Source organism: Tenacibaculum sp. Mcav3-52, assembly GCF_022347665.1.
Classification (GTDB): Bacteria; Bacteroidota; Bacteroidia; order Flavobacteriales; family Flavobacteriaceae; genus Polaribacter; species Polaribacter mesophilus.
In genome coordinates this window covers 198,649-219,405 of the sequence record NZ_JAKRGE010000004.1, presented here as the reverse complement: position 1 = coordinate 219,405, position 20,757 = coordinate 198,649, and the positions used below count along the sequence as shown (strand labels likewise).

Genomic DNA, 20,757 nt, shown 5'->3' with positions numbered 1-20,757 from the left:
TTACATAGCTTTTTATAATTAAATGAAAACACTTTATATTGTTCGTCACGCAAAATCATCATGGAAATATGAGAGCGTTAAAGATATTGACAGACCTTTAAAAGAACGTGGTATTAACGATGCCCATCTTTTATCTAAGTACCTAGCGGAAGAAATAAAAAGACCTGACGTATTTCTTTCTAGTAGTGCCAACAGAGCACTTCATACAGCTGTTATTTTTTGTGAGAACTTTGGATATCCTTTATCCAATCTTAAAATAAAACGTCAATTGTATAGCTTTAGTGATGGTTATTTAGTAAAAACAGTAAAAGCTCTTGACGATAGCTTTAACAGTGCTATTGTTTTTAGCCACGACCATGGTATAAATAGTTTTGTAAATAAATTTGGAAACAAACCTATTGCACATGTAACTACTTGTGGGGTTGTTGGAATAGAGTTTGATACAAAGCATTGGAAAGATATTAAAAAAGGAAACACAGTTTTAGTCGAGTTTCCTAAAAACCATAGATAAATTAGTACATTTTGAAGATAAAGAAGTACGGCGCTATTGATATAGGATCTAATGCAGTAAGGTTATTAGTAGCCAACGTTATTGAAGAAAAAAATAAAGAACCACAATTTAAAAAATCATCCTTAGTTCGTGTTCCTATTCGTTTAGGAGCGGACGCTTTTGTTTCTGGAAAAATATCAGAGGCGAATACTCAAAGAATGCTTGATGCAATGCAAGCCTTTAAATTAATCATGAAAATTCATGGTGTTGAAAAATACAAAGCCTGTGCTACCTCAGCAATGAGAGAAGCTGAAAATGGAGTAGAAGTTGCCGCTACTATTTTAGAAAATACTGATGTTAAGATTGATATTATTGACGGAAAAAAAGAAGCAGCTATAATTTCTTCAACAGATTTAAATCAATTAATAGAATCTGATGCTACTTACTTATATGTTGATGTTGGTGGGGGGAGTACAGAGTTTACTTTGTTTTCTAAAGGAAAAATTATTAACTCTAAATCTTTTAAAATAGGTACTGTACGTTTACTTAATAATACAAAACCTGAAAATAAAGCGCTTTTTAAAAAGGTTCAAAAATGGATTGAAGAAAATACTGGTGACTATAAACGTATTTCTTTAATTGGTTCTGGAGGAAATATTAATAAGCTATTTAAAATGTCTGGTAGAGATAGTGGTAAACCTATTTCATACATTTATCTTAATGCTCAGTACCAATTCTTAAAAAAGATGAGTTATCATGAACGAATCTCGGAATTAAGTTTAAACCCTGATAGGGCCGATGTAATTATTCCTGCTACAAAAATATACTTATCTGCCATGAAGTGGAGTGGTGCAAGAAAAATATACGTTCCTAAAATTGGGCTTTCTGACGGAATAATTAAAAGCCTATACTTTAATAAACTTTAGATTTACTATTACTTTTTATTTGTGACTCTTTTGGAATTGTAGTGTCTTAATAAGTATAAGTAATATTTTATTTACTATACTTCTCTAACAAGTAATCAAAAAAAACCGAGCTATTTGCTCGGTTTTTTATTTTAGTTTCTTCTTATTTGTACTTTGTCTGTTTTTAACTCTTTCTGTATCCAACTTCTCAGTTCGTTTTCATTTTTTACAAGAATAGAGTCCTTTAACTTTGCATTCCATTTTACTGATACTACTGTTGCTGTATCTACTTTTATAAAGTCGCTTGAAGATAGAACTTTAGCTAAACTCATTTCTTTTATATCATTGAATCTAATTTTTGCCTCTGTACTAATTTTACTAAAAGGAATTGAATTCTTATCTCTATATAAAGCTTGTTGTTCAATCGTTTGATTTAAATTAGATATGGTTCTTTTTAAATCATCAATCTCCATATGTAAACCTTTTATAACATTGTCTTTTTCATCTAATTCTTTTACAGCTCTATCATAAGCATCTACTACTCTATCAACACTTTTAGCTTTATTTTCATTTATAACTAAAGAATAAGAATCTATTTTAGGAAAAGCCTTTAATTCGTTACGTAAAAATGACTCTGTTGCATCACTCACATCACCATTAAAAAACAAGCTTATTGTTTTATCTTTAACTTCTAGTCTTTCACGCTGTAGCCATAAGTTAGGATTATCGTATACTTTTGCTTTTAAAAACCTTTTATAGTTTGCGTCTATTACACTCTCATTATACACTCCTACAAAAGTAAATACCGCTGGAACCATTACTAAAAAGGCTATAAAAGACGCTATTTGCGCTATTCTTTTACGTTTGGCTGAATTTACATAACGAATCATAGTAAAACCTAACAGTTTTAATACTAAGAAAGTTGCTAAAGCGATAAAAATAGTATTAATTGTAAACAAGTACATCGCACCAAGAAAGTAGTCAAAATTACCTATTGCCAAACCATACCCTGCAGTACACAAAGGCGGCATTAAAGCTGTTGCAATTGCTACACCAAAGATTACAGAAGCAATTGTTCCTTTTTTGGTTCGTGCAATAATTAATGCTAAACCACCAAAAAAAGCTATTAATACATCTCGAATATCTGGTCTTACCCTACCTAATAACTCCGAAGTTTCTTCACGAAGTGGAAATATAAAGAAAAATAGAAATGCAGTTAATAAGCTCAATACAATCATAGTTGCTAAGTTTATTAACGATTTTCGTAATGTGTCAATATCATTAATAGCAATAGACATTCCTACTCCTAAAATAGGTCCCATTAGTGGAGATATTAACATGGCTCCAATTACTACTGCTGTTGAGTTTGCATTTAAACCAATAGATGCCACAAAAATAGAACAGATTAAAATCCAAGCTGTGGCTCCTTTAAAAGAAATATCACTTTTTATTGCTTCTATTGTTGCTTCTTGGTCTGTATCATCTCTAAAATCGAGTAACTCTAAAATAAACTTTTTTACTTTTTCCCATAAACCTTTTGCATCTTGCTGTATCGCTTGCTTCGATTGCTCCGCTGCTGCTTCTTGTTTATTTTCTTCCATAAATTCTAATTTTTGTTAACTTTGGAAAGATACGAAATTCAGTAATTAGTAAAGGCTAAAAAACTCTGAGAAACAAACTATTTTAGTTTACCTAAATAATTTCGTAACAAAGACTAATCTTTTTTTAATAACCTCACTAAAAAAATTAAGGTTACTCTAAAATAAATAAATCGTTATTATAAACTATTTCTCTGATACCCAGTTTATATGGTAATATTTGTTCAGAGTACTCTTTGTATAAGCTAGGGTTTATTTCTCCTGTAAAGAGTAGCTTTCCTTCCTCGTTATATGTTTGTATTGTTATAATTTCGTCTACTTTACTCATTTTTAAGTATACTTCAGATTGATATCTAGAGTTGGCTTTTAAATATACTATTCCTGTTACTAATTTACCTTTTGAGAAAACTGCAGTATATTTAGGTTTGTTTTTTTCATATTGAACAACTTCTCCTTCTAATTGGTTATTTAATTCCTTATACGTTAATAGCAGCTGGTTTTGCAAATTGTAAACAGTGGTACTCGTTTCTTTTTCTGATATATATTCGGTAATTATTTTTTGATTTTTATTTTGTTCTATTTTCTTTACTAGAGCACCATTTTTATATGTTTTTTTGGTTCCATAAAGGTCATTCTTTTGCCCTTCAAAAGGCTTTCCTTTCTTATATAATAATCGAGATATTTCTTTACCTTTTTCATCATAATAAATACTATATCCTTCTTTTTTATTTTCGTAATAATTTTCTTCTTTTTGTTTTTTACCTCTTTTATAATAAATAAAAGTTCCATGCTTTTTATCGTTTACGTAATTTCCAGTTTCCTTTAAAGTTTTTTCGTCGTATTCAAACTTTTTATAAACTCCTTCCTTCAATCCATTTTTTACATTTATTTCTATTCGATCTTTATAATCATACATAACCCCTGTAGGTTTTTGATTGGTAAAAGTCGCTTGCCCTATTAACTTTTCTTCTTTAGAGTAAAATTTAGCTTCCGAATTAACATCTATATCTTCTCTTAAAACATATTCATTATTCCTTGAGTTATATACTTTTTGATATCTTTTTGATTTTATAAGTTTTCCTTTATTTAACTCTTTAACTTCTTCTATTTGATCTGTTTTATAGAAATACTTGTATTCTGTTCCTGTTTTAGTTTTAAAGTTATAATTAGCGATAACTTTTCCGCTTTTATCGTAATAAATTGCTGTTAACTTTTTTCTGTACGAATTAAGTTGATAGGTTACTTCACTTTTTTTTCCTCCATTAATATAGTAGCTAATGATTTTTGATAAACTTCCATCTTCGTAGAATCTTGTTTCTTTATAAAGAGCGTTACCTTCTTTATAATCATACTTTGTTCTTTCTACTACTTCTCCATCTTTAAAGCTCTCTTTTTCTGAAATTTTGTTTCGATAGTTTTTCTTATACAGAGTACCTTCAATAGGAGTTGGCGAGTAATAACCTGCTTCTAAAGCTCTAGAGTTATAATAACCTTCTTTTAGCTTTACTTTTAGTCTTCCTAACTTCTTTCCTGAAATATCATAATAGGTAATTTCCGAATTTTTTAAATGCGAAAATACCAATGTAGTATCTTTATAATATTCAACTACTTCTTCTGCTATTCCATTTTTGTAAGTAATATCTTGTTTATTACCTCCTTTATTTTTTACAACTCTACCTTCTAATTTATCATTTATTTGTTCTAACACCCCTATTTGAGTACCTTGATCATCGTAGCTTATTACCTTAACAAGGTTCCTTTTATCTCCAAATTCTTCTTTTTTAATTAGAATACCTTGTTTGTTAAATGTTTCAACCTTTTTTAATTTTCCTTTTTCATAAGTATTTATTTTTTTTACCACTGCTGTCTTGGTGAAAAAAAACAAGTATTTCTTTCCTTCATAAGGAGTTTTATAATTTAATTCTTCTTCATACTTGTATTGTATAGCCCCTAACTTGGTGTTTTGTTCATCATAAAATGTTTCTGTTAAAGTACTTTTATTAAAACGATTACGAGTAATTCCATTATGATAAAAGTATTGTGTAAAAACTGGATTTCCTTGTTCATATTCTGCAATATATTTAACACGCATTGGGTTATAATAATAGCTTACTTTTTTACCATCTCTATATGCTCTTTTATCATAAGTTATCTGTCCTATTTTTTTTCCTTTTTTACCATAATATATTTCTTTAGTTATTTTTCCTTTATCATAGTAATGCTCATAACGAATATCATTTTTATCTCCTTCAAAAAATATTCTTTTTGTTATTTTTCCATTCTCGTAGGTAACCTCTTCGATTGCTATAGTCGTTTTTTTGTCTTTACTTTCTGTATAATAAGTAGATATTCCTTTTAGTTGCTTATCATCAAAACTCATTTTCTTTATAAGTTTTCCTTCTTTAGTATACCAAAAGGCTTGTTGCAAATAAATACTATCTTTATACTTAGAAAGTCCTGTCATTTGTAATGTACCATCAATATAAAAGTCATTAACACGATATAGTTTTCCCTCCTTTTGTATAGGGTTTCTATAAAAAGAAGCATTTTCTTTATTGGTTTCTTTCCAGTTTTTATCTAACCAAAGTGTGTCTTTTTGAGCTTTAGCTATAGTTATACAACACAATAATAAAGCAATTGTAAAAAAGGATTTCATGTATTAATTTTATATGTTTTTAATTTAAATGTTAGTTGTGACGTGCAACATTTTTTTTGAGTTTCAAAAATACAGTAATTTCAGAACGTTATTAAAATATACGTAAACCATATTTAGTTACAAATCCAAAAATATAGGGCTTTTGAGTATTACCAAAAGCCCTATATTTATTATTGAAGTTCTACTAATTTTTATAGTAATGTTTAAAAACTATTAAATCTTTAACTTACTTTTTAAATTCGGTGAAACTGCATCTTTATGTAATAAAACAGATATTGTTTTCAATTTAAAATAAGGAACTGACATATATACATACCCCTGATTTCCTTGATTTTTACCCCAAGAGTTCTTTACTTTAAAATAGGTATTTCCTTTTTGATCTTTTACCAAACCTACAATATGCATTAAGTGATCGTCCGTTGTATTAAAGTTTTCAAATTCTGCTTGACGTAAACCTGATGTAATAGTTCTTTCTTCAACTATTTCTTTTAATGCTTTTTCATTTTCTGTGCTACTTGCAGGAATTACTGCTACTCCATTTTTTGATGAAAATGTTTTTTCTGAAACATCACAATCTAACTCTACGGTGTATCCTTTTTTAATTGCGTTTTCTGTTACTGCAACTAATTCATCTAAAGAAACATTATAAAATGCTCCGTTTGAAAAATTATCTGGAATATTTAAGATGAATTGATCATATTTTTTTGCATGCTCAAAAGAACTAATCGTTACATAGTTTGAAGGATCTATTTTTACATACTCTGCAAACGTTTTAGGAGTATATTTTTTTCCTTCAAAAGTAAATTCCTTTTTATTTTTTCCTAAGTATACATCCAAAACACTTTCTACTGATTGCTTCCACTTTGGACTTAATTCTCCTGCTGGATTTTTGATATAAGCATCCAACATCGATTTTAACACCGTAATCATTTCTGCATGATTATGTCTATCTTGGCCAAGATCTAAACCAGTAAAAACTTGCTCAGGTACTAATCCGTATTTTTCTACAGAATTAATAACATCATGTGCCAAACCTCCTTCACTAAATTGTGCTTTTCCTTGGCGGTATAAATAATTATTTGCTTTATCAGAATACGTATTACGAACCGTATACATTTCAGATAAATCGATGTTTTTACCTGTTAATCTGATAATTTCTGATTCTAAAAAAGAGGTTGTAGAAAAGCTCCAACATGTTCCTGTTCTTCCTTGGCTTTTAACTTCAGTATCTTCAATGTCTTTTACTGTTGAAAACTGATACTTTTGTGCTGAAGTTGAAGTTATACTTAAAAAAGTAAATGCTGCTCCTAATAGAATTTTTTTCATATTTAAAAATCTTATGATAATTTAAGCAAGCAATTTACTCTTTTTAAAAGACTATTAAACTTCAAAACTGTTAAAAATCTACAATAACACCTATACGAGGTAAGGCTCTACCTGTTGTACTTTCTATTTCTTCTAGTAAATATCTTGAACTATCGTTAGGATCGGTCACTCTTCCATTTCCATCTTCAATAGGTAATAAAAATGGTTGCTGTTTAGAGCTACTAGCATATATATTTTGAACATCTAAATACAAGTTAATAGCCGCTTTTTTTAAGAACCATGTTTTATCTACACGTATATCTAATTGTGTATACGTATCTAATCTTTCTGTGTTTAGTTTGGTATAATCTAAAATTCCGCCGTTTTGCACATCGTAATTATCTTTTAAAGAAGAAGCGTCTAAATCGTATGGCGTATAAGGTTTACCACCAACTAATCGAAATTTCGTTCCTATTTCCCAGTTTCTGTTTAGTTTTTTTCCTGCTGTAATTGTTAGTAAGTGTTTATTATCCCAAGTTGAGGGAATATAGGCTCCTTGTGCATCTTTAAATTCACTTCTCACAAAAGTATACGACGCTATTCCGTACAATCCACTATACGATTTCTTTTGTGCTAACAACTCAAAACCATATGCTCGACCCTCAGTGGTTGAACTTACTGCTTCGTTTCCTATAATACCAAAATCAGCACCTAGGTTTGCCAGACTTATCTGGTTTCTTATTGAAAATGGATAGTTTTTATATCCTTTATAAAACCCTTCAAAAGTTATTTTTGAACTTGTATCAGGCTTATAACTCAATCCACTTACAAAATGATCTGATTGTATGTACTTCAATCCATTTTTATTCTCAAACTCTCCTATATCATTTTTATATCCTAATACTGTATACGATGGTAATTGATAATAACGACCTACTGAAGAACTCACCGTCCATTTTTCAGATAAATTATAACTTAACGACAATCGTGGTGAAAATTGGTTAAATGGATTTTTCATTTCTGAATTGTAATCAATCCCGTCCATTCTAAAACCAAAAGAAACTCCTAACTTTTCATCTAAATATCTTTTTGATACTTGTCCGAAAACTCCATATTTCACAAAGTCTATGGCTGAATTAAAATTATAAATAATAACTCCATCTGAATTAGCATTTTTTTGATAATTACTATTCGTATACCTCGCTGTTTCTAAATTAAAACCTAAGTTAAAATCAATTTTGTTAACAGTTTCAAAGCTATTTTCATATCGTAATTTATTTTCTATTTCTTTAGATGAATAATCTAACAATAAGTTTGCTGGTATTTCTTCATTTAAAAAGTACTTTACTGCCTTGTTTTTCCATTCATTTCTACTTAATACAACTAAGTGTGTCGAGTTTGGAGCAAAGTACTTATAACTGGCTCCTACCGTATAATTCCATTGACTGTTTACGGGAACAGAGTTTAAAATAACTTTATTTCTCTTTATCGTTTCTAAATCTGTTTCACCATCATTTACCTCTTTATTAATTTCAAAATCATCAATAGCACCCAAAGCAACTATTGATAATTCACTGTTTTTTGATAATTGCGATTTAACATTCACTTGAAAATCGCTGTATGTTGGTAAAAAAGGAAGTTTTATCAACTTAAATAAAAACTGTAAATACGATTGTCGAGCAGAAAACATAAAGGTTGTGTTCTTTCCTAATGGACCATCTAAGGTAATTCCTGCGTCCGAAGTTCCAATAGTTGCCCTTGTATTTAGTGAATTTGGGTTTCCTCTTTTTTGAGTAAACTCTATAACAGAACTTAAAGAGTTACCCCTATTAGCAGGAAAAGCACTTGAATAAAAATCTACCTTACGAATTAAATCTGCATTCATAATTCCAACTGGTCCACCAGTTGCTCCTTGTGTTTGGAAGTGGTTTATTACTGGAACTTCAATTCCATCTAAATAAAACTTATTTTCAGAAGTTGCTCCTCCTCTAATAATAATATCATTTCTAAATCCAGGATTAGAAGCTACACCAGGAAAAGACTGAATTACTTTTAACACATCTCTATTACCTCCTGGGTTCTTTTCTATTTCTGCTATACCCAAACTTTGAAGCGATAAAGGGCTATCTACAGACTCTTTAAATAGTGGTGCTTGTATTTGAACTTCTTTTAACTGTGTTGCATCTTCAATTAACGCTAAGGTTATATATGGCGAATTATCTTTAGTAACTAAATACTCGTCAGAAATTAACGTTTTATAACCTACAAACGATGCTTGTATTTTATTATACCCTAAAGGAACATTACTCAATTCAAACTCTCCATTTTCATTTGAAACTGTCCCTATTTCTGTTCCGTGTACTAAAATATTTACAAAAGGAAGCACTTCTCTTGTTTTAGAATCAATAACCTTCCCTGAAATTCCTCCTTCATTTTGGGACATTCCAGTAAACGACTGAAGTAAAACTAAGAATATCAACACTTTTTTCATATCAAAATATTTAAGATTTAACAAAAATACACATTATGTTTAACAAAAAACAAAAAATATTAAACAACATAATTATACAAATAAAAAAACTCAATCGATATGATTGAGTTTTCGTGGGGAGAGCAGGATTCGAACCTGCGAAGTCGTAAGACAACGGAGTTACAGTCCGTCCCATTTGGCCGCTCTGGAATCTCCCCAAAGCTTTTTAAAAAAAGCTTCTCATTTATTAAGAGAAGCTTTATAGTGACCGGGCTGGGGCTCGAACCCAGGACCCTCTCCTTAAAAGGGAGATGCTCTACCAACTGAGCTACCCGGTCATTTTTTGCTTTTGCTATTCTGCGTTTGCGGGTGCAAATATAGAAGCTTTTATTGTTCCCACAAACATTTTTTAGAAGTTTTTTTGAAAATTTTTTAATGTTTTTTGTTACCTATTAATTAACAGAAAGTTACCTAAACATCATTTAAGTATGCTTTTCTTACTTTTTTAAATAAATTAGATGAATACACAAAATCTACCACTGCTTCATTATCTGTTTTGAAGATTTCTTTATGTGATCCTTCCCATGCTTTGACTCCATTTTTTAGAAAAACAATCTTATCTCCTATTTCCATCACCGAATTCATATCATGTGTATTTATTACTGTAGTAATTTTATACTCATCGGTAATTTCTTGAATTAGGTTATCTATAACAATAGACGTTTGCGGATCTAAACCTGAATTAGGTTCATCACAAAACAAATATTTAGGCTTCATTACAATTGCACGGGCAATTGCTACACGTTTTTGCATTCCTCCAGATAATTCAGCAGGAAACTTTTTATTTGAATTTTCTAAGTTTACACGGTTCAACACAAAATTCACCCTGTCTAGCATTTCACTTTCGGGTTGTTTGGTAAACATTTTTAAAGGAAACATTATATTCTCTTCTACTGTTTGAGAATCAAACAAGGCACTTCCTTGAAATACCATTCCTAATTCTTGACGAAATTGACGTTTATCTTCTATCGTCATATCAGTATTCGCAAGTCCATCATAAACAATGGTTCCTTGCTCTGGTGTGTGTAAGCCAATTAATGATTTTAAAAATACTGTTTTACCTGAACCACTCTGACCAATAATTAAACTTGTTTCTCCTGGTTTAAATGAAGTTGTTATCCCCTTTAAAATCTCAACACCATTAAATCCTTTGTGTAAATTGTTTACTTCTATCATTAGGTTAATAACATTTGAGTTAAGAAATAGTTCGCTATAACAATAAGCACTGTAGTCCAAACTACAGACTGTGTACTTGCTTTTCCAACTTCTAATGAACCTCCTTTTACATAATATCCATGATAGGAAGGCACTGTGGCAATTAAAAAAGCAAAAACCACTGTTTTTATCAACGCATAGGTTATAAGAAACGGATCAAAATCTAATTGAACTCCTGCTATATAATCTGCTCCAGAAAACAAACCCGATAATACCCCTGCCATCCATCCGCCAAAAATTCCTAAAAACATTCCTAGAATTATTAAAAACGGATAAAAGAAAACTGTAGCTATTATTTTAGGAAGCACTAAATAGTTTAATGAGTTAATTCCCATCACCTCAAGTGCATCAATTTGCTCTGTAACACGCATAGTTCCAATACTTGAAGTTATATACGAACCTACTTTACCTGCTAAAATAATAGAACAAAATGTAGGTGCAAACTCTAAAATTACTGATCGTTTTGCTGCAAAACCAATCAACGATTTTGGTATAAACGGACTTTCTAAATTCAATGCTGTTTGCAAGGCGATTACCCCTCCAATAAAAAACGATATAAAAGCTATAATTCCTATCGACTTATGCCCCAACTCATCTACTTCTCTAAATAAAGCTTCCCGAAATACTCTTGCTCTTTGTGGCTTTGAAAAAACCTGTTTTAGCATTGAAAAGTATTTACCTATATGCTCAATGTAATTCATTAAATGAAATATATTTTTTCTTTTTGCTAAAGTATTAAAAAACCATTAACTCATCGCCTTATTTATAAGTTTTAGCTTGCTTTTTATGTACCTTTGAGTTTTAATTTTCAAAAAACAAAATGAGAAAAATAGCTTTTTTAGCAGCTATAATATGTTTAACCAGCTGCTCTGTTAATAAAAAAACAAATACTCGAAAACCAAAACTAGTAGTTGGTGTTGTTGTTGACCAAATGCGTTACGATTACCTTACTCGTTTTGCTAATAGATATGGTAACGACGGTTTTAAACGTTTACTTAGAGAAGGATACTCTTTAGAAAATGCTCATTACAATTATATTCCTACTTACACTGCTGTAGGGCATACTTCTATTTACACAGGAACAACGCCTACTAATCATGGAATTATTAGCAACCATTGGTATGATAAATATTTAAAGAAAACTATTTATTGTGTTGATGATAATAACTATAACACTGTTGGTAATAACGGTGAAGGAGGTAAAAAGTCTCCTTACAGAATGTTAACTACTACAGTAACCGATCAGTTGAAACTAGCTCAAAACATGAATGGCAAAACCATTGGTATTGCCATAAAAGATCGTTCTGCTATTTTACCTGCAGGACACACAGCTAACGCTGCTTATTGGTTTGACGGTGGTGATAAAGGGCAATGGATTTCTTCTTCTTTTTACTTAAATGAATTACCTACTTGGGTACAAGAGTTCAATGCTTCAGGGAAAGCTGATGAATATTTAAGTAAACCATGGGAAACTTTATATGATATTAGTACGTATACCCAAAGTATTGATGATGATAATAACTTTGAAGTAACTTTCAAAGGGGAGGAAAAGCCAGTTTTTACGCACGACATTCCAACGTTAAGAAAGAGCAATAATAATTACAGTATAATAAAAGGGATTCCTGCTGGTAATTCTATTACTACTGATTTTGCTAAAGCGGCTATTATTGGTGAAAACTTAGGAAAATCTGAGTACACTGACTTTTTAGCAGTTAGTTATTCTTCAACCGATTATGTTGGACATCAGTTTGGAGTTGCTTCCAAAGAAATTGAAGATACGTATTTACGCTTAGATCAAGATTTAGCTGATTTATTTAAGTTTTTAGACACACAGGTTGGAAAAGACAACTATACATTATTCTTAACTGCCGATCATGCTGCAGTACAAGTTCCTTCATACTTAGAATCTTTAAAAATACCTGCTGGTTATGTAAAGCCTGTTGCTTTCAAAAACTTTTTAAATGAAATTACCTTAAAACATTTTAAATCGGATGAAATCATTGAAAACGTTTCAAACTTTCAAGTGTTCTTAAATAAAGATAAGATTAGAGAGTTAAACCTTGACTATGAAAACGTAGCACAAGCTATAGCGGATGAAGCAATTAATCATAAAAAGATTTATAAATCGGTAACTGCTAGAACCATGCAAACTACTACGTTTACTAACGGAATTTTACATGTTTTACAAAATGGTTACAATCAAAAGTTTTCGGGTGATGTTATTTTAATCCCTAATCCGTCAACTATTGCTAGTAGTTCAAAAAAAGGGACTACGCATGGTTCTGGATACTCGTACGATACACATATTCCGATGATTTTTTATGGAAACGGAATTAAGCAAGGTGTTTCTAAAAAGAAATACGAAATTGTAGATATTGCTCCAACGATTTCTAATTTATTACAGATAGAATTCCCTAACGGATGTTCTGGAAAGATTATTGAAGAGGTTCTTGAATAGGAAACTTAGAAATGAGAAAAGAGAGACTAGAGAATAGACCGTAAAAAAACTCCAATTTGATGAAATCAAATTGGAGTTTTTTCATTGATACATTTTCAAATTACCAAATTGCTACATTACACAAAACTAATTTGGATTGTTTAATATAATTAGCGCTGCTATAACTCCTGGGACCCATCCACAAAGTGTTAATAAAAACACTATTATAATTGATCCACAACCTTTACCTATCACTGCCAACGGTGGAAAAAATATTGCTAATAAAACTCTTAATAAACTCATAGTACTTTTTTAGTTAGTATACTTAAAAGACGAGTTAATTAGAATTTTGTTACACTTGTGTTAAAAACATATAAGTTTACTTAATCTAACTAATATATTCTGCTAATGCATGCAAACTGCTTTAAAAGGAAATTATTTGCTGTGATATAGGAATGTCAATATATTTGAGAATTATTTAAATTTAAATTCAAAAAAATTGACATTTTCGAAAAAGAATATTTTGTATCTATTAAGAGTATTTTGTAGGTACTACATTGCCCTTCAAATGTTTTCTTATGCATTTGCTAAAATCCTTAAAACACAATTTAATTTAGGTTTTTCATCAACCATTGATGAGAATGTAAACAGCTTTAATGGTTTAATGCTCACTTGGCATTATTATGGTTATTCTAGAACTTATGGATTAATCATTGCTGGCGTTCAAATAGCATCAGCTTTATTCTTATTATTTAGAAAAACTGAACGTATTGGAGTCATACTTTTTCTCAGTTTCATGGTTAATATCTTATTGATAAATTACTTTTATGAAATTGATGGCGCTAAACCTATGTCAATTAGATTGACAATCATGGGGTTCTTCCTTTTGCTTTCAGATTGGAAAGCCTTGACAAACTACTTTTTAAAATCTACCTCAAAAGAGTCTCTTATTCCTGAATTAATACCTACTAAACTAAAAGTTTTTTATTGGGGTAAATTTCTAATCATTCCTTGTATGATACTATATGGGTATATACACATCAATAACCTCAAAGAAGAATACATGGTTAAAAACGAGCTTTTTGGAGTATGGGAGATTACCCCAAGAAATACTAAAACCAAAATTGACAAACTTTATATTGAATTTAACAATAGAGTAAAGGTTAGGGATACATCTGATAATTTCTATTATGGAAAAATAGAACTCGATGATAAAAACAAAAATTTAAAGCTAAAAGTAAAACATTACTCCGATAGAGCCTATAACTTTATTCAAGATAGTTTAAAAAAATTGACTATTAAAGAAGATAATCTTAAAGAAACTAAGAGTAATATTCGAGAGTATTATAACTCCAGAAAAAATACGCTACCCATAGAACTGTGTTTTAAATATGAGTTAAAAAATGATTCTTTGAATTTAATTGGAAAAAGAAGAAACACTTATTTAAATATTACTCATATGTATAAAAATTAATACTTTATCAACATAAATAATAGCTGCTTAATTTTAAGCAGCTATTACACTACTAGTTTATATCCACCTAGCCTACACAAACCACTACATCAACTTTCCAAAGAAGACCGCATTTATCAATAGTTTATTCGTTCCAAACCAAAAACCTCTAAAATTGGTATTGTCTGTAAAAACGATTACCCTTCCACTACCTAAGCGTCCTGCTTTAAATGGAACGGTGTTTTTCAATTCCTTTAAATTTTCTTTTGAAATATAACCACTCAATAACGGATTGCTTGTATACTGAATTGGATTGTTAAAACTCTTCGCATCTGGTTGAATAAACTGTTTTGTATTTCTAAACAAAGCTATTTTATCATTTTTGTATCCAAAATTGATTGGATGTGAACGATCAATCTTTGCTTCAAAAATTGCTCCTCCAATTACTTGCGCTCCAAATTGTAACGAACGATTTTCAAATGATACATTATTTACAGAATCTATTTTAGCTTTATTAAACTTTACATTAATAAACCCTCTGTTAGACAACCAATTTACTGTATTTCTATACCCGATTAGCACTCCTCCATTACGTACCCATACTTTTAGTTTCTCTACTAAATTCTTATCAATAGAGCGACTATTCGGAACAATAATCGTAGTATACTTATCTAGATTTACTCTCGAAGCATAATCGGTATCTAACTTTGTTAGTTTCATGTCGTAACGTTGATCTAATAAATGCCAAATTTCTCCTGCATCATAACTTGTTACTCCTTTTCCAACCAACATCGCTACTTTTTGCTTTTTTACAGCTTCAAAGTTTCTACTTCCTAAATCAATTCCTTCATTTAATCCTGTAGACACACCTTTAATTTCAATATAATTTTCATTGGCTACTTTTCCTAAGAAATCGAACAACTCATTTCCATTTAATTTTTGATTTTGAGCTGGAATAAAAATAGTTCCGTAATCATACGAATTACCATCGTTTACAAACTCTTTCATCGCTACCTTCGCTCGCAATCCTTTTTCTAAAATCGTATTTAACGCTTTAGGTGTGCTATACTCATTCCAAGAAAATAAGTAGCCTACACTACTTTTTTGTTGAATTGTTCCTTGTTTTGGTTGTAATTGAGTCACCTCAGCTCCTGCTTTCGATAATGATACATTATCAGCATAATCAACTCCAAATGCATAATTAAAGGTCCAAGCAGATACATCATAAAACAAACTATCTTTAAATGTAGTTCGTACATCAAACATTGCTTTTACCAACCTGTGATTTTTTTGGTTCATAGGTACGACATAACTATACCCTTTTTTGAAACGTTTTCCATTCGATGTAAAATCTTCTTTTAACTCGTGGAGTTTTATTTGATGACGTTGTAAAACCTCAGCTAAGTGATTTGTTTTCGTCGCATCTTTTTCATCACCAAATACTATCGCTTTGTTTGTTTCTGAGCTTCTTGAATTTTTATAAAAACCTTGTTGATACTGTAAGATTTTAGTTCGCATGTTTTTAGCAGCTTCTAGTGTTGACAATGCTGCTGTAAACTGATTTCGAATAGTAAATGGAAACGTTAAAACTCCGTTTTCACTTTCTTGTGCATGCCCACGAGAACTTCCTTGTTCAAACAAAATCCCGATTCCTCCATTAATATCTGGAAAAGTTGACCCTTTTCCGTAGTAAAAATCATCAAAACTTTCCTCTGAATAATAGGTTGAACCTATTTTATCGAATGCTTTTGCATGATAGGTTGCTATTTCTTTAGTTAACTCCTGATTCATTTTTGGAGTTAACGGATTTGTTCTACTCGGAATTCCTGGTTGGAAAAAAAAGGTAGAATTTGTTCCCATTTCATGGTGATCGGTTAAAATATTAGGTAACCACTTGTGAAAAGTTCTAATTCTAGCTCTACTCTCAGGTAATTGAACTGGTAACCAATCGCGATTCATATCAAACCAATAATGATTAGTTCTTCCCCCAGGCCAAACTTCGTGATATTCTCTATCATTCGGATCAGGATTAATATTATTTGCCTTATTTGTATTTGCCCAATATGCAAAACGTTGTAAACCATCTGGGTTCATTGCTGGATCAAAAAGTATTACTGAGTTATTTAATAATCCCTCTATTTTTTGCCCTTCTGCTGCTGCTAAATAATACGCTGCTGCCAAGGCTGCATTTGAACCACTTGCTTCATTTCCGTGAATTGAAAACCCTTGGTATACCACAATTGGACTATTAGAAACATCTATAGAAGCATCGTTTGTTGCTTTTATATGATTTTCTCGTATTTCTTCTAAATTTTGATGGTTTTTAGAGGAAGTAATTGTTAGCAATACTAAAGGCCTTCCTTCATAAGTTGTTCCTCTGTTTTCAAGCACTACTCTATCTGAAGCATTCGCAAGTGCTTTCATATATTCTACCAACTTATCATGTGTAACATGCCACTCTCCTACTTCATGTCCTAAAACAGATTTTGGAGTGGGAATATTGGAGTTATATGAAACATTTTTTGGCAAGTAATAATTCAAATCGATAGTTTGAGCCGTTACTGTTGCACTAACAAACAGTAGTGATAGTAATAATTTCTTCATTATTTTCTTGGTTTCATTTTGCGATTGGTTATAAAATTAGGTAATTAATAGCACTAATAGACAAAATCCCGCATAAACCGCGGGATTTATTAGTTTTAAATATTTAACTGTTAATTATTTGTTTCTTTTATCTTTAATAGAGCAACCTATTGCTCTTGTATCAGTTTTTGTTGGTTTTTCTCCTTTTATCAAAGCATCTACAGCATTTTCAACAAAACGTTCTTTTACATTGTTTTCATCTCGAGAATTATCGTCAATAGCTCCAATATATTCTACAATTAATTTATTATTTACTTTATTTAAAATATAAACATGTGGGGTTCTTGTTGCTCCATATTTAGGATATACTTTTTGTCCTTCATCAAACAGATAAGGAAATGTAAATCCTTTTTCTTTGGCACGTACCTTCATTGCTTCAAAACTATCTCCTTTTGATACTTCTGGGTCATTTGGGTTGATAGCTATGACAGGAAAGCCTTTCTTTTTATATTTTTTATCTAGAGCAATTAATCTATCTTCATTAGCTACAGAATACGGACACATATTACATGTAAACACAACAATAAATCCTTTTGCGTCTTTATAATCTGCCAAAGAAACCATTTTATCATCTATATTTTTTAATGTAAAATCAGAAGCTTCATCTCCTACTTTATAACCTCTAGAGTTATTACTAGTAAATGCTGAAATAGATGCCACCACCAATAACATCAATATTATTTTAATTGTCTTCATAATTATTTAGTTTAAAAAGGTTTGTAATTCGTTTTGTAACTCTACATAGCTAAAAGTTCGTTCATAAAATTTTCTTTTTTGCTTATTGTAAATTAGGGTTGCTGGTATTGAACCTGACCAGCTTTCTGCAATATCTCTAATCCAAAACTGCTCATTTGAATCTTCAAAATGAAGTATTTTAGATTGTAGTTTTTTCTTTTTGATAAATGGTATCAAATTCGTTTCTATTTGCTTAGAAAAATCTAAACTTACCAAAACAACTTCAACATTTTTATCTTTATATTTCTTATGAAGTTTTTCAAAAGCAGGTAACTCTTTTACACAAGGCATACACCATGTAGCCCAAAAATTAACTACATACGTTTTATCATTGCTTTTATGTAAAAATGGTTTTAACTCTTCGTAATTTAACGTAGTAATTTTAACTTTTTTAGATGTGTCCTTTACCTGAGCTTTGGCTGTTGTTCCACTAAAAAAAGCGGTTATTATAAGTATGAGTAAGAATTTACTTCTATGCATTTTAAAACGATTTCTCTCAAAATTAACTGTTTATCGTATTAAAAAGATAGAATTAACTAAATATTAACAAGAAAAAAGCTCGGAAAATATATTTCCGAGCTCTTTATTTTATCACTGTATTTTGTTGTACTAACAAAAAATTTCATTCAGTAATTTAGCTAAACGTAAACCTCCTTTTTGTAACTGTTCTCTCACTACAGGAAAGTATACATACGAATAACGGTAACGTAAGTTCTCTCCTACTTCAGCAGATTTATATACTTCTTTAGTGATCTTATGTGTGTCATGTAACCAATCTACAACAGTTCCTTTTTGAATTACTTTGATTTGTTCTTTAGATAAATCTCTTGCATTATCAGCTAATTCAACATAACTCATGTCCCATTTATTAATTAAATCTTCATCCCAAACTCTGTGTAAATTAGAGCCTTTTCCATGCCACTGAACCTGAATTTTATTACCTCCTAAATCTTCTTTTTGCCCAACATGCATCGGTTGATGTAAATCACCTACCAAGTGTACTAGCATTTTTAAGTAAAAACGTTTGTCTTCAATTGAACTATTTTCATCCTTTAACACTTTTACACATTGCTCTATACCAGTAATCATATCTCCTTTCGGATTTTTTTCGGTATCTTCATAACGAGCATCTAACGGCATGTTTACATAATGCCAAGTATAAAACTTTCCATATTTCTTTCTATCAGATTTTATTTCATCTGCAAAAGTAGATACAAATGCTAAGCTCTCACCTTGTAATAATTTTTCAATTTTCTTTCTAGCTTTCTTAGTCAAATGTTTTTCTGCAATTTTTCCAGTAGCTCTGTGACCTGTTGGCCCCCAAACATCTTCGTTATTAGCTATTGATGAAATACTCACTAACAATGCAACTAGTACTATTAAAAATTTTGTTTTCATGAATGGTTTAAATTATAATCGGAAGCTAAATTATAAAATATAATCATCAAAAATTTGGATTTAACAAAAATTAATTTATATCTTTATGATATCATTTTAATATCAATTTAATTAAAGCAAATATGAAGGCAGAAAAAATTATCAAACCAGCAAATGGGTACCTAATGTTTTTTATTGTACTTATTCTTTTTATTGGCGGAATCGCATTAGCCGTTAAAACAGAAAATCCAATATTTATATTAATGTCTGTAATAGCATTTATTTTAGCATTGGGCTTTATTTTAGTAAACCCTAATTCTTCAAAAGTTCTATTATTCTTCGGTAAATATGTAGGTACTGTGAAGCAAAATGGTTTATACTGGGCTAATCCATTATACAAAAAGAAAACTGTTTCGTTAAGAGCTAGTAATTTTGATAGTGAGCGTTTAAAGGTTAATGATAAACTAGGAAACCCGGTAATGATAAGTACTATTTTAGTTTGGAGAGTTACCGAAACCTATAAGGCTGCTTTTGATGTTGATAATTATGAGAATTTTGTTCGTGTACAAACAGATGCTGCTGTACGAAAACTAGCTAGTATGTATCCATACGACAATTTCGCAGATGAGGGACACGAAGAAGATATTACACTACGTTCTAGTGTAAATGAAGTAAGTGAAGCTTTAGAAAAAGAGTTAGAAGAACGATTAGCCATTGCAGGTATTGAAGTTTTAGAAGCACGAATTGGTTATTTAGCCTATGCACAAGAAATTGCAAGTGCCATGTTAAAGCGTCAACAAGCTACAGCCATCGTTGCTGCTCGACATAAAATTGTGCAAGGTGCGGTGGATATGGTGGACATGGCTTTAGAAGAGCTAAACAAAAAAGAAATTGTGGAGTTAGACGAAGAACGCAAAGCTGCCATGGTTAGTAACTTATTAGTTATTTTATGTGGAGACAAAGAAGCGTCTCCTGTGGTAAATGCTGGTACTTTAAACCATTAAGTTATCAATACAAAATCAATTAACGTGGCACAAATTATAAACACTATTATAGTATATATCTTAATTTTTATGAGCTCTTTACTATAAACTAAAAGAATTTTGAAATTGTATTTTTGTAACCATTTTTGCGTTTCAAAAAACACTATTATAAAACACAACATGGCAAAAAAGAAAGCTTTTGCACTCCGTATTAATGAAGAAATGTTAAAAGCCATTGAAAAATGGGCTTCCGATGAATTTCGATCTACCAATGGACAGATTGAATGGATGCTTATGCAAGCCCTTAAAGAAGCTAAAAGAGAGCCAAAAAAGAAAGAAGAAGAATAACAAATCTTAAGAACTTGTTAAAAAAAACGTCCAATTTTATTGGACGTTTTCTATTTTGTACATTGTACAATCTTAAATTACA

Annotated in this window: 17 protein-coding genes and 2 tRNA genes; 6 read left to right on the top strand and 13 right to left on the bottom strand. The window is 30.5% G+C overall.

Going from position 1 to position 20,757, the window contains the following annotated elements:
- The first annotated feature begins 22 nt into the window (after positions 1–22).
- Together MHM83_RS12765 and MHM83_RS12760 are read left to right on the top strand one after the other, a co-directional pair.
- On the top strand, positions 23–511 hold the full coding sequence (locus MHM83_RS12765) for a SixA phosphatase family protein (RefSeq protein WP_047790141.1): 489 nt from the start codon (positions 23–25) through the stop codon (positions 509–511).
- A gap of 8 nt (positions 512–519) precedes the next feature.
- The gene (locus MHM83_RS12760) at positions 520–1,416 is read left to right on the top strand and encodes a Ppx/GppA phosphatase family protein (protein ID WP_239180155.1); all 897 of its coding nucleotides are present in this window, start codon (positions 520–522) and stop codon (positions 1,414–1,416) included.
- A 131-nt stretch (positions 1,417–1,547) separates the two neighbouring features.
- Here the strand turns inward: MHM83_RS12760 and MHM83_RS12755 are convergent, their stop codons facing one another.
- The 8 genes from MHM83_RS12755 to MHM83_RS12720 all read right to left on the bottom strand — a co-directional run bounded on the left by MHM83_RS12755 (position 1,548) and on the right by MHM83_RS12720 (position 11,400).
- Complete coding sequence (locus tag MHM83_RS12755; protein WP_047790139.1) at positions 1,548–2,996, bottom strand: DUF389 domain-containing protein; 1,449 nt, start codon at positions 2,994–2,996, stop codon at positions 1,548–1,550.
- Between the two features lie 151 nt (positions 2,997–3,147).
- Positions 3,148–5,649, bottom strand: a complete 2,502-nt coding sequence (locus MHM83_RS12750; protein ID WP_239180120.1) for a toxin-antitoxin system YwqK family antitoxin — start codon at positions 5,647–5,649, stop codon at positions 3,148–3,150.
- Between the two features lie 213 nt (positions 5,650–5,862).
- Positions 5,863–6,975 (bottom strand): aminopeptidase C, encoded by a 1,113-nt coding sequence (locus MHM83_RS12745; RefSeq protein ID WP_239180118.1) that lies wholly within the window; start codon positions 6,973–6,975, stop codon positions 5,863–5,865.
- 70 nt (positions 6,976–7,045) lie between these two features.
- Positions 7,046–9,445, bottom strand: coding sequence for a TonB-dependent receptor (locus tag MHM83_RS12740; protein ID WP_239180116.1), 2,400 nt, complete (start codon positions 9,443–9,445; stop codon positions 7,046–7,048).
- Between the two features lie 114 nt (positions 9,446–9,559).
- A tRNA-Tyr gene (locus MHM83_RS12735) sits at positions 9,560–9,642 on the bottom strand.
- 47 nt (positions 9,643–9,689) lie between these two features.
- Positions 9,690–9,762: transfer RNA gene (locus MHM83_RS12730), tRNA-Lys, on the bottom strand.
- 133 nt (positions 9,763–9,895) lie between these two features.
- Positions 9,896–10,660, bottom strand: a complete 765-nt coding sequence (locus tag MHM83_RS12725) for an ABC transporter ATP-binding protein (protein ID WP_047790135.1) — start codon at positions 10,658–10,660, stop codon at positions 9,896–9,898.
- Positions 10,660–11,400: an MlaE family ABC transporter permease gene (locus MHM83_RS12720; protein ID WP_047790134.1), complete on the bottom strand. Its 741-nt coding sequence runs from the start codon at positions 11,398–11,400 to the stop codon at positions 10,660–10,662. The genes MHM83_RS12725 and MHM83_RS12720 overlap by 1 nt, the downstream gene beginning before the upstream one ends.
- A 119-nt stretch (positions 11,401–11,519) precedes the next feature.
- Here MHM83_RS12720 and pafA point away from each other — a divergent pair, with 119 nt between their 5' ends.
- Positions 11,520–13,157 carry an alkaline phosphatase PafA gene (gene pafA, locus MHM83_RS12715; protein WP_239180114.1) on the top strand — a complete coding sequence of 546 codons (1,638 nt, stop codon included), beginning with the start codon at positions 11,520–11,522 and terminating at the stop codon, positions 13,155–13,157.
- 126 nt (positions 13,158–13,283) lie between these two features.
- Here the strand turns inward: pafA and MHM83_RS12710 are convergent, their stop codons facing one another.
- Positions 13,284–13,439 (bottom strand): YqaE/Pmp3 family membrane protein, encoded by a 156-nt coding sequence (locus MHM83_RS12710; RefSeq protein WP_073184478.1) that lies wholly within the window; start codon positions 13,437–13,439, stop codon positions 13,284–13,286.
- A 265-nt stretch (positions 13,440–13,704) separates the two neighbouring features.
- Between MHM83_RS12710 and MHM83_RS12705 the strand changes: the two genes are divergently transcribed.
- Entirely contained in the window at positions 13,705–14,610 is a 906-nt protein-coding gene (locus tag MHM83_RS12705) for a hypothetical protein (protein ID WP_239180112.1), read from the top strand.
- An 84-nt stretch (positions 14,611–14,694) separates the two neighbouring features.
- Here MHM83_RS12705 and MHM83_RS12700 read toward each other — a convergent pair whose 3' ends face one another.
- The 4 genes from MHM83_RS12700 to MHM83_RS12685 form a co-directional block, all read right to left on the bottom strand.
- Complete coding sequence (locus MHM83_RS12700; protein ID WP_239180110.1) at positions 14,695–17,193, bottom strand: M14 family metallopeptidase; 2,499 nt, start codon at positions 17,191–17,193, stop codon at positions 14,695–14,697.
- Positions 17,194–17,307: 114 nt separating this feature from the next.
- Entirely contained in the window at positions 17,308–17,928 is a 621-nt protein-coding gene (locus MHM83_RS12695) for a thioredoxin family protein (protein WP_239180108.1), read from the bottom strand.
- A 6-nt stretch (positions 17,929–17,934) separates the two neighbouring features.
- Positions 17,935–18,447: a TlpA disulfide reductase family protein gene (locus tag MHM83_RS12690; protein ID WP_239180106.1), complete on the bottom strand. Its 513-nt coding sequence runs from the start codon at positions 18,445–18,447 to the stop codon at positions 17,935–17,937.
- 129 nt (positions 18,448–18,576) lie between these two features.
- On the bottom strand, positions 18,577–19,365 hold the full coding sequence (locus MHM83_RS12685; protein WP_047790129.1) for a S1/P1 nuclease: 789 nt from the start codon (positions 19,363–19,365) through the stop codon (positions 18,577–18,579).
- Between the two features lie 122 nt (positions 19,366–19,487).
- On the opposite strand from MHM83_RS12685, the gene MHM83_RS12680 reads away from it, so the two are divergent.
- Both MHM83_RS12680 and MHM83_RS12675 read left to right on the top strand, forming a co-directional pair.
- Positions 19,488–20,348, top strand: a complete 861-nt coding sequence (locus MHM83_RS12680; protein ID WP_073184482.1) for an SPFH domain-containing protein — start codon at positions 19,488–19,490, stop codon at positions 20,346–20,348.
- A gap of 159 nt (positions 20,349–20,507) precedes the next feature.
- A complete protein-coding gene (locus MHM83_RS12675) occupies positions 20,508–20,675 on the top strand; it encodes an Arc family DNA-binding protein (protein WP_073184483.1) in 168 nt (55 codons plus the stop codon).
- The last annotated feature ends 82 nt before the right edge of the window (positions 20,676–20,757 follow it).